The 12,788-nt window shown below is 37.6% G+C and carries 18 protein-coding genes; 7 read left to right on the forward strand and 11 right to left on the reverse strand.

Translation table 11 applies throughout. From position 1 onward, the window contains the following. Window positions 1–30: 30 nt before the first annotated feature. A complete protein-coding gene (locus F2A31_RS07290) occupies window positions 31–354 on the forward strand; it encodes a hypothetical protein (RefSeq protein WP_005090380.1) in 324 nt (107 codons plus the stop codon). 63 nt (window positions 355–417) lie between these two features. On the opposite strand, the gene grxD is transcribed toward F2A31_RS07290, so the two are convergent. Then, on the reverse strand, window positions 418–759 hold the full coding sequence (gene grxD, locus F2A31_RS07295) for a Grx4 family monothiol glutaredoxin (RefSeq protein ID WP_004639270.1): 342 nt from the start codon (window positions 757–759) through the stop codon (window positions 418–420). A 167-nt stretch (window positions 760–926) separates the two neighbouring features. Here grxD and F2A31_RS07300 point away from each other — a divergent pair, with 167 nt between their 5' ends. Further along, window positions 927–2,141, forward strand: a complete 1,215-nt coding sequence (locus tag F2A31_RS07300) for an aspartate aminotransferase family protein (protein ID WP_150025823.1) — start codon at window positions 927–929, stop codon at window positions 2,139–2,141. A 57-nt stretch (window positions 2,142–2,198) separates the two neighbouring features. Here the strand turns inward: F2A31_RS07300 and F2A31_RS07305 are convergent, their stop codons facing one another. The 3 genes from F2A31_RS07305 to F2A31_RS07315 all read right to left on the reverse strand — a co-directional run bounded on the left by F2A31_RS07305 (window position 2,199) and on the right by F2A31_RS07315 (window position 3,722). Further along, window positions 2,199–2,630, reverse strand: coding sequence for a CBS domain-containing protein (locus F2A31_RS07305; RefSeq protein WP_004639268.1), 432 nt, complete (start codon window positions 2,628–2,630; stop codon window positions 2,199–2,201). 140 nt (window positions 2,631–2,770) lie between these two features. After that, on the reverse strand, window positions 2,771–3,148 hold the full coding sequence (locus F2A31_RS07310; RefSeq protein ID WP_150025824.1) for a DUF2750 domain-containing protein: 378 nt from the start codon (window positions 3,146–3,148) through the stop codon (window positions 2,771–2,773). 340 nt (window positions 3,149–3,488) lie between these two features. Beyond that, on the reverse strand, window positions 3,489–3,722 hold the full coding sequence (locus F2A31_RS07315; RefSeq protein WP_005090384.1) for an SEL1-like repeat protein: 234 nt from the start codon (window positions 3,720–3,722) through the stop codon (window positions 3,489–3,491). A gap of 241 nt (window positions 3,723–3,963) precedes the next feature. Here F2A31_RS07315 and F2A31_RS07320 point away from each other — a divergent pair, with 241 nt between their 5' ends. The 5 genes from F2A31_RS07320 to F2A31_RS07340 all read left to right on the forward strand — a co-directional run bounded on the left by F2A31_RS07320 (window position 3,964) and on the right by F2A31_RS07340 (window position 7,707). Next, window positions 3,964–4,323 (forward strand): hypothetical protein, encoded by a 360-nt coding sequence (locus F2A31_RS07320; protein ID WP_150025825.1) that lies wholly within the window; start codon window positions 3,964–3,966, stop codon window positions 4,321–4,323. Window positions 4,324–4,463: 140 nt separating this feature from the next. Then, entirely contained in the window at window positions 4,464–4,793 is a 330-nt protein-coding gene (locus tag F2A31_RS07325; RefSeq protein ID WP_150025826.1) for a hypothetical protein, read from the forward strand. Window positions 4,794–4,908: 115 nt separating this feature from the next. Next, complete coding sequence (gene ftsY / locus F2A31_RS07330) at window positions 4,909–6,018, forward strand: signal recognition particle-docking protein FtsY (protein ID WP_150025827.1); 1,110 nt, start codon at window positions 4,909–4,911, stop codon at window positions 6,016–6,018. Window positions 6,019–6,200: 182 nt separating this feature from the next. Beyond that, window positions 6,201–6,797, forward strand: a complete 597-nt coding sequence (locus F2A31_RS07335; RefSeq protein WP_150025828.1) for a nitroreductase family protein — start codon at window positions 6,201–6,203, stop codon at window positions 6,795–6,797. Window positions 6,798–7,029: 232 nt separating this feature from the next. After that, entirely contained in the window at window positions 7,030–7,707 is a 678-nt protein-coding gene (locus F2A31_RS07340; RefSeq protein WP_150025829.1) for a YccT family protein, read from the forward strand. A 283-nt stretch (window positions 7,708–7,990) separates the two neighbouring features. Here F2A31_RS07340 and F2A31_RS07350 read toward each other — a convergent pair whose 3' ends face one another. The 7 genes from F2A31_RS07350 to F2A31_RS07380 form a co-directional block, all read right to left on the reverse strand. Then, window positions 7,991–8,287, reverse strand: coding sequence for a cyd operon YbgE family protein (locus F2A31_RS07350; protein ID WP_150025830.1), 297 nt, complete (start codon window positions 8,285–8,287; stop codon window positions 7,991–7,993). A gap of 1 nt (window position 8,288) precedes the next feature. Next, window positions 8,289–8,393 (reverse strand): cytochrome bd-I oxidase subunit CydX, encoded by a 105-nt coding sequence (gene cydX, locus F2A31_RS07355; RefSeq protein WP_005080515.1) that lies wholly within the window; start codon window positions 8,391–8,393, stop codon window positions 8,289–8,291. A gap of 15 nt (window positions 8,394–8,408) precedes the next feature. Continuing rightward, a complete protein-coding gene (cydB, locus tag F2A31_RS07360; protein ID WP_150025831.1) occupies window positions 8,409–9,554 on the reverse strand; it encodes a cytochrome d ubiquinol oxidase subunit II in 1,146 nt (381 codons plus the stop codon). Continuing rightward, on the reverse strand, window positions 9,551–11,128 hold the full coding sequence (locus tag F2A31_RS07365) for a cytochrome ubiquinol oxidase subunit I (protein ID WP_150025832.1): 1,578 nt from the start codon (window positions 11,126–11,128) through the stop codon (window positions 9,551–9,553). Before F2A31_RS07365 ends, cydB begins: the two co-directional genes overlap by 4 nt. Then, window positions 11,128–11,319 carry a cytochrome oxidase putative small subunit CydP gene (gene cydP, locus F2A31_RS07370; protein WP_150025833.1) on the reverse strand — a complete coding sequence of 64 codons (192 nt, stop codon included), beginning with the start codon at window positions 11,317–11,319 and terminating at the stop codon, window positions 11,128–11,130. The genes F2A31_RS07365 and cydP overlap by 1 nt, the downstream gene beginning before the upstream one ends. 522 nt (window positions 11,320–11,841) lie before the next feature. Beyond that, window positions 11,842–12,453, reverse strand: a complete 612-nt coding sequence (locus tag F2A31_RS07375) for an OB-fold-containig protein (protein ID WP_150025834.1) — start codon at window positions 12,451–12,453, stop codon at window positions 11,842–11,844. Between the two features lie 21 nt (window positions 12,454–12,474). Continuing rightward, window positions 12,475–12,783, reverse strand: coding sequence for a Rieske (2Fe-2S) protein (locus F2A31_RS07380; protein ID WP_005080525.1), 309 nt, complete (start codon window positions 12,781–12,783; stop codon window positions 12,475–12,477). Between the last annotated feature and the right edge of the window lie 5 nt (window positions 12,784–12,788).

The following is a 12,788-nucleotide window of genomic DNA, read 5'->3' on the forward strand; positions in this document are numbered from 1 at the left end:
TAATTCAGAAAATTTTTATGATCGATAAATATGACTTATCAACTCTTTGAAGTATCTGATGCTAGTGCGAATATTAGCTGTCCTTATTGTGACCAAGCAGTTTTAGATTGGACGCAAGAGCAATATATACAACCATGTGAACATACTTTGTTTATGGCAATGGATTTAGGGTTTGAGTTCATTGCTGATCGTTTTGAAGCAGCTTTGTCTCAATCAGTGGATGAAATTCACGATGATCCCAATATGAACATCTATGCAACAGTGACTCAGGCAAAATACTTAAATATACAGATTTTTAAAGCAGATTTGGGCGTGGAAGGGATGTTTCGTTATATCGGGTTTAGTAAAGAGTAAGACTTTCTATTCTCAATTTCCAATAAAAAAGCCAATCATATGATTGGCTTTTTGCTTGATAGCTTATGCTTCAGGCGCTGGGCTATACTGTTCAACTAATGGCTTTAATTCGCCATTTTGGAACATTTCAAGCATGATATCGCTACCACCAATTAACTCGCCATTGATCCATAATTGTGGGAAAGTTGGCCAGTTCGCAATTTGTGGTAAAGTTGCACGAATATCTTGATTTTCCAAAATATTTACATAGGCAAATGGACGACCAATTTGGCTAAGTGCTTCTACTGCGCGAGCAGAAAAACCACATTGCGGGAATTGTGGAGTGCCTTTCATGTAAAGTAAAACAGGGTGTTTCGCAATTTGATCACGAATTAACGCTACTGTATCACGCGCTTGTTCCGTCATTAGATAGATCCTCAACTAAACTTCGGACATTATATACCTAAAAAAATCGCTTCGCCGAGCATTGCCCAAGATTTTTCTTGTATAAATGTGAGTTTATGCTTTCAATCTAGGCAAGTTTTTGCTTATATAACTTTTTTCAACACAACTACTGATAGATTGAGTTTGTTATGACAAATATTACTCTTGCTCCTGTGCAACCTGATCAACCGTCTCATCTTATGGCAACCTATGGTCGCCAAGCGATCAGTTTTGTGCGAGGACGAGGGGCGTATTTATATACAGCAGATGGTACCGAATATCTCGATGCTTTGACAGGAATCGCAGTATGTGGTTTGGGGCATGCACATCCAGTCATTGCATCTGCTATAGCAGAACAAGCTGCAACATTAGTGCACACTAGTAATTTATTTGAAATCCCTTGGCAAACTGCAGCAGCGCAGAAACTTGCTGAAGTCTCTGGAATGGAAGAAATTTTCTTTTCGAACAGTGGTGCCGAGTCAAATGAGGGTGCAATTAAAATTGCACGTAAGTTTGGGGCACAACAAGGTATTTCAAATCCTAAAATTATCGTAGCTGAGCAGTCTTTCCATGGACGTACATTGGCAACTTTGTCTGCGACAGGTAATAAGAAAGTTCAGGAAGGTTTTGCTCCATTAGTCGATGGTTTTGTTCGTGTGCCTTTTGGGGATATTGAAGCGATTCAAGAAGCAGCGATTCATCATCCAGATATTGTTGCAATCTTGATTGAGCCAATTCAAGGTGAGGGTGGTGTCAATACTGCACCACAAGGCTTTAGTTATCTCGAAGAAGTACGTGCGTTGTGTAATCAACATAATTGGCTCATGATGCTTGATGAGATTCAAACTGGGAATGGTCGTACTGGTAAGTATTTTGCTTATCAACACACCAATATTATTCCTGATGTGATGACAACTGCCAAAGGTTTAGGTAATGGATTTCCAGTCGGTGCAGTGATGACACAAGGGAAAGCAGTTGGATTGCTGGGTGCGGGCAGTCACGGTTCTACTTATGGTGGAACTGTATTGGGTTCACGTGTGGTTTATACTGTAATTGATACGATTCAACAAGAAAATGCGGTAGAGAATGCAGCTACGGTTGGGGCGTATATCGTTGATCAATTAAGAGCTCAACTCGCTGAAAATAATGTCCAAGTACGTGGTTTTGGTATGATGATTGGCATTCAATTACCGAAAGATTGTGCTGAGCTAGTCGCAATTGCACGTGACGAGTATAAATTGATTATTAATGTAACTGCGGGATCTGTGGTGCGTTTATTACCACCATTGAATATGACTCAAGTACAAGCAGATGAATTATTACAACGTTTGGTTCCTGCTATTCGTAATTTCCTGACAGCATAAGTTTTATTTCTATAAAAAAGGGCAATATAAAATTGCCCTTTTTTCTGATTTAGGGATTTAACCTGAAATATATTGTTGTAGCTGTTCAATCAAAATACGTTGATCTTCCATTGCGGCTTTAACTAAATCGCCAATTGAAATAAAACCAACCAGCTTGTCATTTTCTAATACTGGTAAATGACGTAAATGGCGATCAGTCATCAGCTGTAAACACTCTTCAACTGTGTTGTTTAAACTTACGGTGATGACTTTAGAGGTCATAATATCCGCAACCAACGTACTATTTGATGAACGCTCCATCAAAGCAATCTTACGGGTATAGTCACGTTCAGAAAAAATTCCAATGACTTTTTCATCTTCTGCAACGACTAAAGCACCAACGCCTTTGTCGGCCATAATTTTAATTGCTTCAAGTACAGTCGAATTTGGTGAGATTGTAAAAATAGATTGTTCAGCTTTATTTTTGATGACTTGAGCAACGATTGTCATTGTTTATCCACCTATGTTGTATTGTCGTTTTCATTTAACTTAACGGTATTTTTTTTAATTGCAAAGCCCTTATTGCAGTTCAGTGGTGACTTTTTGAGCATATTTGGAATAAAAGTACACCTTAGTATCCTTAATTTGATCTAAACAGCAATAGCTGTTTGATGATGCATAAAGAAAAAGTGCTGCATCTGCTGTGTAGAGAGTTTAAATTTGCAATGTGATGAATTAAATAGAGCAGGCTCTACTTGCAAACGTGTAAGTAATGGAAGTAAGGACTCATGGAAGTCCTTCGATGTGATCTTACGAGGTTTATAATGTTTCCAATTTGATTGGGCATAACGATGTGCCTGCACACCATTGAGCCAGAAAGGAAATACATGTCCATTTTGATCAGACTTAATTGCCCAACCATCGTGATAAAGACCCCAAAGTGCTCCGCAATACATCATTGTTTTTAGAATTGATATCTTAATCATCAACTCTCGCGATACTGGTTTGAAATGATTGAACCGATACATGTTGTTAAACTGAGCTTATTTAAACTTATGTTTTATTATAAGAAATCTAGATGGCATTTATGTTTAAACTGTTCATCAAAATCGTAAGCAAATATTCTAGGTGATGCAAACCTTATGGAGGGGAAGTAACTAGAACTTTGATAACATAAGACAAACGAAGTGCGTAGTCTCTATTTGAAAAATGTATTATAAATAATCAGGCATAAAAAAACGCCACCTGAGCGAAGCAAAGCGATTGTAGCTTTGGTGTAGCGCAAGACAAACGAAGTGCGTAGTCTCTATTTGAAAAATGTATTATAAATAATCAGGCATAAAAAAACGCCACCTAAGTGACGTTTCTTTATGCTTGTAGGGTTGCCATCTTTTGCCAGTATTGGGCTTTCAAAGAGTCTCGCTCTACTCGAAAACCTTGATAGTACAATTCTGCTAGAAATAAAGCTGCTTTACCGTGACCTGCTTGTGCAACTTGTTCAAGATCTTTTACAGCGTCTTGAAAGTTTTTTTGCGATTGAATTGTATTTACCGCATTTGCATACACATGCTCTAGTTCATGTTGTGTAAAATGTTGAATCATATATAACTCCTTATTTTAATTATGATTACCGCATATTCTATTCAAAGCTACATTGCTCTGAATTTAAGCTAATTTATCACTTGTTTGTGAAGTTATTATGACAAAATTAATTGAATTGTCAAATAACTATCGTGACTGAACAGATCTTTATTTACTTTTAAAAGAAGCTTACACGATGAAACATTCTCTACAAATAATTTTAAGTAAAATCAAAGTGAGAAGAATAGAAAAGGAGAAAAATATGTCACATACAATTGATGGTTTAAGTTTTGATATGCCACCAACTGAGAACCAAATTATTGCCTTAGCACATCATCATCGTAAGTTACTTGACGAGGCCGTTTTTCATCAAGAGATTCATCTTGGCGATTATTGTTTAGCACAACGTAAGCGTGTTTATGATTTTGCGATAAATCTTAGTCCAGAAGAAAAAGATCGCTTTTATGAAATTTATAATGGTGAGTTACTTCGAATTGCAGATGAAGATGATTTGCACCCCGCAGACGCTGAAAGTGGTGTTGGAATGTTTGCGATATTTATAACTTTGCTGATTATCGCATTTATTTTGTACTTTGCTTTTGTGCGTACGTTGACGAGTTAATCTCTTAAATATCTGAGTATATGTTGCGTTATTGATTGAAAAACAGTCTTTAACGCACGCTTTGCTTATTGTTGATTGACGTTGATACTTGCTCTAAGTGAGGTAGATACATACACTGCTTCATAACACTGAGGTTGGTTATGTTGTCTATCATTTCTAAACATAAAATTTTGCAGTCCAAGTATGGACCAAGACTTGACCGATTTTTTAATATTCTGGTCATTGTTATGATTTTGTCCTTTTTTATCGTTGGCTATAAAGCCTTATTGCGCCCAGTGAACAATCTACAAGTTGATCATGTAGTTCAGTTGTCTCTACAAGCAAGCCACCCTAAAACCCAGTTGATGGCAAAAGAAATCTTAAGTCATCCTCAGATTCAAAAAATTAGTTATTTACGGCTTATGCATGCATATCAATTTGAATCAAATCGGATCAAACAATACCCAGCGATGGCACAAGAAGATGAGTAGTTTTAAACCACCATTTCTAATGATAAATGAATGGTTTATGCCAATCGGGAAAATGAAATCAATTTGTGCTAGACTGACGATCTTTTAAAAGCTGCTTTATTCTCAAGGAATCGACATGCAACAGCAATCGAATATGCAAAATAAATTCTTGATAGATGCTGACATCGGTGATGATGATGTTACATTGCCGAGTTTACCTGCTGTCGATGTTCCCATTATCGAACCTGTTGCAAAAACTGTTGAAAATACGCCACCAGTCATAGCTGAAGAAGTTGTACCTGCAGCTGAAGGAGAGAAATCAACAGGTTTCTTTGGTCGTATGAAAGATGGTTTAACCAAAACACGTCGTAGTTTTACTGACGGTATGGTAAACATTTTGATTGGCGGTAAAGAAATTGATGATGAATTATTAGAAGAAGTTGAAGAGCAATTATTGGTTGCTGATATTGGTGTTGATGCAACTAAAACGATTATTGCAAACTTGACAGAACGAACAGCGCGTGGTGATTTGATTTATTCACACGCATTGTATAAAGCTTTGCAAGAAGAATTAGTTGCATTGCTTGCTCCGCGAGTTAAACCCTTACATATTGACCCAAATAAATCCCCTTATGTAATTCTTATGGTCGGTGTAAATGGTGTGGGTAAAACGACAACCATTGGTAAACTTGCAAAACGCTTACAGGGTGAAGGTAAGAAAGTGATGTTGGCTGCGGGTGATACTTTCCGTGCGGCTGCCACAGAGCAATTACAAATTTGGGGAGAGCGTAATGACATCCCTGTTGTTGCTCAAGGTCATGGGGCTGATAGTGCCTCAGTGATTTTTGATGCTTTTGAAAGTGCTCGTGCTAAAGGGATTGATGTCTTGATTGCAGATACGGCTGGCCGTTTGCAAAATAAAGCAAATCTTATGGAAGAGCTTAAAAAAGTAAAACGCGTAATGCAGAAGATTGATGCAACTGCACCACATGAGATTATGTTGATTGTTGATGCGGGTACAGGTCAAAATGCGATTAACCAAGTGCAATTGTTCGATGAAGCAGTTGGATTAACGGGCATTACAATTACCAAATTAGATGGTACAGCAAAAGGTGGCGTGCTTTTCAATATTGCAAGCCGTACTCATGTCCCGATCCGTTATATTGGTGTGGGCGAGAAGATTGACGACTTACGTCCATTTTCAGCTAAGTCATTTGTAGCAGCTTTGTTTGAAACAGATAAGTAATCACAATGAATGCTAAAAAAGGCCCCATATAAATGGGGCCTTTTTTATAGACTAAAAATCATAGTATTGTTTCAAAAACGAAACGATCTGTTATGTTTTTTGGACTATTACAGGAAAATGAGTCGTTATACACTACATTCAATCCAAGATAACTCCCATCGGGTACAGGTAGGAATAACAACATGAGTAACTTTTTAAATAGCATCAAAGCACGCCGTACAATCTATGCCATTGGTAAAAATGTTTCTGTTGATCAAGCAACAATTGAAGAAACCATTCGTGAGGCTGTAAAGCAAAGCCCATCATCTTTTAACTCACAAACCTCGCGTGTTGTGACTTTATATGGTGCGTCACATACAAATTTCTGGAATATTGTGCGTGAAACATTACGTAAAATCGTACCAGCTGAAGCATTTGAAAGCACCAATGCAAAAATTGATAGTTTTGCTGCTGGCTTTGGTACAGCACTATTTTATGAAGATCAAGATGTTGTAAAAGGTTTACAAGAACAATTTGCATTGTATGCAGATAACTTCCCAGTATGGTCAGAGCATTCAAGTGCCATTGCACAATTTGCGACCTGGACTGCGTTAGCTGAAATGGGTATCGGTGCTTCATTGCAGCATTACAACCCAATCATTGACGAAGAAGTTGCAGAAACTTTTGCTATTCCAGCAAACTGGAAATTGCGTGCTCAGCTTGTATTTGGTTCAATTGAAGCACCAGCAGGTGAAAAGACCTATATGGATGATGCAGCACGCTTTAAAACTTTTAACTAAGTATTAAGTGGTTGTTAAATAAGAAGGGCGCTTGATGCGCTCTTTTTTTTGCAATAAGAAAAATAGTAAGATTGGACACAAGTGGTATGGTCTTTGACGGCAAATATGAGGTATATATTACTTGATGGTAAAAGGCTTAAGACAGGTCATTCGCCTTGTTGTCATAAAATAGTCATAATCTCGTAGCATAGTGCATACGGTTTCATAAATAGTTTATATCGAGAAAAGTCTAATGTCTTTAAGAGTTGGTATTGCTGCTTTAGGGTTGTTATTTAGTGGTTCCGTTTTTTCAGCGGTTACAATCACCGCGCCTGAAGAAATTGTTATTGTTGCGGTAAATGGTCAAGAAGTAAATTCTGGTTTATTACCTTCAAGTAAAAATAACTATCAAGTTGATGCCGGTGACTTAACTCTTAATGTTCGATATCGCGAGTATTTTGAGCATTTAAGTGGTGAGCATGACATCGTGAGATCGGGTGTTGTAACTATTCAAGCTCCAAATTTAAAAGATAACCAAAGCTATCGCTTGGGTTTGGTCAATGCTCCAAAAGACTTTGAAGCTGCAAAAAAATATGCCGAACAGCCTACAGTTGCACTTTATGATCAAAATAAGAAATTGATCGTACAACAAACTGGTGCTAATAATGAGGCAAAACCTTGGTTCACTGGTAATGGCTTGTTAAGCCGTACACTTGATCTAACTCAAAAGAATAAAAATAATACCGCTAATCAGCCAGCAGCTGTATACGCAGGTGCAAAGCCAACAATAGAGCCTGTCGCACCAATTTTAACAACATCCAGTACGGCTAATAGAACAACCACTGATCAGCAATTGATTGAGTTGTGGCAAAAAGCTTCTAAAGCAGAGCGTCAAAAATTTATGACATGGTTAGCTGGTCAAAGTAACTAACCTATTTATTTATAGTTTTGTGAGGCCGATGTTATCATCGGCTTTTTTATTGAAAAGATATAATGAAGAAATGATGAGCTTAAAAGTTAGAAGGTGATAAACACATCTTTCTATATTTTGATGCGGAAGTTGGCTTACCTCTGACACTTATTCAACTTGTTGAATTAAGAAATTAAGATATACATTGTAATTACATATAAATTTCATTGTATGTAGCTAGTATTAAAAAGAGGCATTTCGAATTTAATCCAAAATGCCTCTTTACTTGATCGTTGTATAAGCTTTAATTACCGACCCAAATATAATAGCCTAAAATCATGAGTGGCCATGCAACATATGGACTGAATAACCATTTCCATAACCAAAACTTGGGAATAAATCCTACACCATGAATAAAGCCACCAGAAATTCCAATCATCACTAACATCAGTAGACTATGATTGTAATGCCCGTTAGCATCTAACATTAATGCAGGATGTACTAATAAAATAGCTGCGAGTGGCAATGCCAACAGAAACGAAATGGTCATTGCAAATATATGCGCTTTACTATTTTTCGGTGTTGCCATTGCTTTTGCCATTTTAGGATTCCTCATCTAGATTTTGATGATGTTCGATATATAGTGCACTGAGTACACCCGCAAAACATGCCATCAAAATGCCTAGGATCCATGCAAAGTACCACATCTCATTGCTCCTCAATCAGTACAAACTATGTGAATTTTCTTCAATGTGTTTGTTGGTAATAACGCCCCACATTTTGTAATAAGACCAAGAGGTGTAGATCAAAATGAGTGGAACAAAAATACAAGCAGCAACCGTCATCACTCCGAGCGTTTTATGGCTAGATACAGCATCCCACATTGTTAAACTAGAGGTTGGATCAATATTGGATGGTAACAGGAATGGGAATAGTGCAAATCCAGCTGTAAGAATCGCACCTACGATCATTAAGCTTGTGCCTGTAAAGGTAATAGCGGCTTTTTGTTTGCCTGCACTGATCAGTGCAAGTATTGCACCTAAAATGGCTGCAACAGGTGCGGCAATCGTGATTGGGTAGGTTGAGTAATTATTCATCCAGCCATGGTTTGCATTCGTCACAACTTCTTTTGCAAGAGGGTTGAGTGCGGCATTGGTGTCGATAGCAGTGGCATAGCTATAACCCTCAATACTGCCGAAGTATAACCATGCACCTGCTACAAGGAAGCAGGCAAGAAAAATAGCGGCCATCAGTTGTGTTGCTTTGGCAGAACGATGAAATAAATCTCCATCTGTACGTAACATCAACCATGAACCACCATGAGCGCAAAGCATGGATAAGCTCACAATACCGCAAACTAATGCAAACGGATTTAAGAGAGCAAAGAAGCTACCCGTATATTGGGAACGTAGAGTTTCGTCTAAACCAAATGGAACACCTAAGAACAAATTACCAAAAGCCACACCGAAGACTAAAGCAGGAACAGCACCACCTAAACATAACCCCCAATCCCATGACGTACGCCATTGTGTGTTTTCTAATTTAGACCGATAGTCAAAGCCAACGGGTCGTAGAAATAGTGCAAACAGGACCAGTAGTAATGCCCAATACATACCTGAAAAGGCAACTGCATAAACCATTGGCCATGCTGCAAATAACGCACCACCGGCGGTAATAAACCAAACTTGGTTACCATCCCAGTGAGGTGCAATAGTATTGATTGCAGCACGTCGTTCATTGTCTGTTTTACCGACAAATGGCATCAGGGCCATTGCCCCCATGTCGAAGCCATCGGTGAGTGCAAAGCCGATAAGCAATACACCAACCAATACCCACCAAATAATTTTGAGTAATTCATATTCGATCATGGTTGAGCCTCCACTGATTTTGCTTCAAGTTTTTCAAAGTGATACTTACCAGTGTGTAAAGAACTTGGACCTAGACGTGCAAACTTGATCATCAAATACATTTCGATGATGAGAAGAACTGTATAGAAAGCAGCGAGAGCGATAATCGACCCCCATACATCACCTGCGCTGATACTAGATGCAGACAAGTGTGTTGGCAAAATTTCACCAATTGACCACGGTTGACGACCACCTTCAGCAACATACCAACCTGTTTGAGCCGCAATCCATGGTAGTGGGAGAGAGAATAATGCAAATTTGAGTAACCATGGTTTATCTTCAGCATTGCGTTTAGCCACTGCCCAAGTTGCCAAGATGAAGAGTAGAAGCATCAAAAAGCCAGAAGCAACCATAGCACGGAATGAAAAGAACAAAGCTGCAACATTTGGAATGGTATCTTTGGTCGCTGCCTGAATGTGAGCTTCAGTTGCATCAACAACATTTGGCGTATATTTCTTTAATAAAAGGCCATAACCAAGGTCTTTCTGATTTTGCTCAAATGATGCAAGTAACTCTGGTGAGCGATCACCCGCACGTAGTTTTTCTAATTCGCTATATGCCACCATACCGTTACGAATACGTACCTCATGTTGTTTCATGAGATCATGAATACCCGTTACTTCTTTGTCAGTGGAACGTGTAGCAATAATGCCCATGACATAAGGGATTTTAATGGCATAGTCAGTCCGCATTTTTTCTTGGTTTGGAATACCAAATAAGGTGAATGCAGCAGGTGCTGGTTCTGTATGCCATTCAGCTTCAATAGCCGCAAGTTTAGTTTTCTGAACATCACCGAGTTCATAACCTGATTCATCACCGAGTAAAATGACAGATAAAGTAGATGCTAAACCAAAGATAGCTGCAATAGCGAAAGAACGACGTGCAAAAGGTAAATCCTGTTTTTTCAATAAGTAATAGCTAGAGATCGCTAAAACAAAGATGGCGCCAGTCACATAACCAGCAGATACAGTATGTACAAATTTAACCTGAGCGACTGGGTTGAAAATCAAGGCTGCAAAGTCTACGAGCTCCATACGCATAGTTTCATAATTAAATGCAGCGCCGACTGGGTTTTGCATCCAACCATTTGCGATCAGGATCCATAATGCAGACATATTAGAACCGATTGCGACTAACCAAGTTACTCCTAAATGCTGAAATTTTGAGAGGCGATCCCAGCCAAAAAAGAATAATCCAATAAAGGTAGATTCTAAGAAGAAAGCCATTAAGCCTTCAATTGCCAGCGGTGCTCCGAAAATATCCCCGACATAGTGAGAGTAATATGCCCAGTTCGTTCCAAACTGGAATTCCATCGTTAGTCCAGTGGTGACACCTAAAGCAAAATTAATCCCAAAAAGTTTTCCCCAAAACTTGGTCATATCTTTATAAATTTCCTTTCCGGAAATCACATAGGTGGTTTCCATAATGGCAAGGATAAAAGCAAGACCTAAAGTTAAAGGGACAAAAATGAAGTGATACATCGCAGTCATTGCAAATTGGAACCGCGAAAGATCGACCACGCTTTCAGAAATCATCAACGTGTCTCCTGAGTGTTGGATAAGTTACCAGCAATACGCTCGGCAACTTGATTGTTAAAATCTTTTGGAATTGTTGGTGCATCAAACCAGACGTGTTTAATTACCATGAGAAGGATTACTTTAATAATAAGGATAACCGTGATTTCTCGAATTAATCGCCGATTTGAGTTTTGAGAACTTGTGTTCATAAAACTGGATTCATATTAAAGTGAAGATATTTGTATTATTTACTAAATAAAAATAAAAATAAAATTTAAATGTATTTTAAATGAGTGTTTTGAAAAATACATATGATAATCAAGGTGATATATTTATTATGTTTTATTGTATAGTGATTCCTTATTAAAATAGTTGGTTATTTATTTTAAATCTGACTAAAATGCTTATATTTAAATAATTAATCCAAACTTAAATGGTTGGGTATCTGTTTTTAATGAAATTAATAAGTTGATTAAAATGGTGGGTATTTAATAAATTTTAATTTTTACATAGAGTTGTGTATCTGTACTTGAAAATGTACAGATTAGAGATTTAAAATGTTTTAAACCGAGTGAAATACTATGTTTTCTAGGAGAGAATAAATGAGAAAATTGTTTTGGCTATTTTTATAAGTTTGATCAGAGCTAAAAAAGCAACAAGAGAAGATGTTTTAGGATGTTTTATTGTTGTTTTTTGTAACATCAGGGTGGGTGAAATACGCTTTGGTCTCTTTAATCCGCTGTAAAGAGCTTATTTGAAGTGGATATTTTTTTTGCAAGATAGTGTGCATTTGATCTTTGACTTATTAATAACACTTGGGATTGTAGCTCTAACTCACCATACTCTGGTTCAACTTGTACATAATACAGCTGCCCAAATTCATCACGAACACGAGCTTGAGCGGAAAAACCCGGGCGTGCATTGCCTGTGGAGACTGTTGCTAAGCGACCGATAAGATTGGCATGGGTGTGAGTGACTTTAGGTTTAATGACTTGATCTAGGCAGTGAATCATAAAAACCGTAAAAAATATGTCGATAATTAATGCTGGAATAAATAAATAATAAGGGGAGATAAAATAATGTTGAATTGCAAAAAAAGAGAGTTCTAAAAAATAGCCTGCAAAACTAAAGTTAATCAGTAAGAAAACAACGATGAGATATTTTGAAAATTTAACGTCTAAGAGAGGTGAGTTTAGAATCCATTCAGGAGTCAGTTTTTTCACTAAATAGCTTGGACGTAATCCAATCAAAATACCAATAGTTTCTGCTATGCTGAGCGCAATCAGAGCAACTACACTCATGTGAAAGGGCATCAAATAATAGTTTAGAAAAAACTCAGTCATAGCAGAATACTAATTTAAGAATTAATCAACAATATAAATACCACCATCAGAGTGGACTTCCAAATTAACTTTTTCAAGGAAGTCACCAAGACATGGTCCAGAAATACATTCACCAGTTTCAACTGAGAATAGTGCACCATGAGTAGAACATTGTATGTATTCACGATCTTGATCTAAGAACTGATTTTCTAAATACTCTAGTTCGGTTTGCAAATGTGGGCATACGTTTTGATAAGCGTAAAAACCACCATCCTTTTGAGTAATAAAAATAGTTGTCCCTTTCATTGTGTCAAACGCACGCGATTCACGTTCAGGGACTTCTTCAGTCATGCAAA

Origin of the sequence: Acinetobacter suaedae, assembly GCF_008630915.1 — a bacterium.
GTDB lineage: Bacteria > Pseudomonadota > Gammaproteobacteria > Pseudomonadales > Moraxellaceae > Acinetobacter > Acinetobacter suaedae.

Bases quoted from the DNA above. Each gene is read 5' to 3' on its own strand.
- F2A31_RS07340 (WP_150025829.1), top strand. From the start codon at position 7,030: ATGTCTTTAAGAGTTGGTATTGCTGCTTTAGGGTTGTTATTTAGTGGT.
- F2A31_RS07380 (WP_005080525.1), bottom strand. From the start codon at position 12,783: ATGACTGAAGAAGTCCCTGAACGTGAATCGCGTGCGTTTGACACAATG.
- F2A31_RS07325 (WP_150025826.1), top strand. From the start codon at position 4,464: ATGTTGTCTATCATTTCTAAACATAAAATTTTGCAGTCCAAGTATGGA.
- cydB (WP_150025831.1), bottom strand. From the start codon at position 9,554: ATGATCGAATATGAATTACTCAAAATTATTTGGTGGGTATTGGTTGGT.
- F2A31_RS07305 (WP_004639268.1), bottom strand. From the start codon at position 2,630: ATGACAATCGTTGCTCAAGTCATCAAAAATAAAGCTGAACAATCTATT.
- F2A31_RS07300 (WP_150025823.1), top strand. From the start codon at position 927: ATGACAAATATTACTCTTGCTCCTGTGCAACCTGATCAACCGTCTCAT.
- cydX (WP_005080515.1), bottom strand. From the start codon at position 8,393: ATGTGGTACTTTGCATGGATCCTAGGCATTTTGATGGCATGTTTTGCG.
- F2A31_RS07365 (WP_150025832.1), bottom strand. From the start codon at position 11,128: ATGATTTCTGAAAGCGTGGTCGATCTTTCGCGGTTCCAATTTGCAATG.
- F2A31_RS07375 (WP_150025834.1), bottom strand. From the start codon at position 12,453: ATGACTGAGTTTTTTCTAAACTATTATTTGATGCCCTTTCACATGAGT.
- F2A31_RS07350 (WP_150025830.1), bottom strand. From the start codon at position 8,287: ATGGCAAAAGCAATGGCAACACCGAAAAATAGTAAAGCGCATATATTT.
- F2A31_RS07310 (WP_150025824.1), bottom strand. From the start codon at position 3,148: ATGTATCGGTTCAATCATTTCAAACCAGTATCGCGAGAGTTGATGATT.
- F2A31_RS07335 (WP_150025828.1), top strand. From the start codon at position 6,201: ATGAGTAACTTTTTAAATAGCATCAAAGCACGCCGTACAATCTATGCC.
- F2A31_RS07315 (WP_005090384.1), bottom strand. From the start codon at position 3,722: ATGATTCAACATTTTACACAACATGAACTAGAGCATGTGTATGCAAAT.
- F2A31_RS07290 (WP_005090380.1), top strand. From the start codon at position 31: ATGACTTATCAACTCTTTGAAGTATCTGATGCTAGTGCGAATATTAGC.
- cydP (WP_150025833.1), bottom strand. From the start codon at position 11,319: ATGAACACAAGTTCTCAAAACTCAAATCGGCGATTAATTCGAGAAATC.
- ftsY (WP_150025827.1), top strand. From the start codon at position 4,909: ATGCAACAGCAATCGAATATGCAAAATAAATTCTTGATAGATGCTGAC.
- grxD (WP_004639270.1), bottom strand. From the start codon at position 759: ATGACGGAACAAGCGCGTGATACAGTAGCGTTAATTCGTGATCAAATT.
- F2A31_RS07320 (WP_150025825.1), top strand. From the start codon at position 3,964: ATGTCACATACAATTGATGGTTTAAGTTTTGATATGCCACCAACTGAG.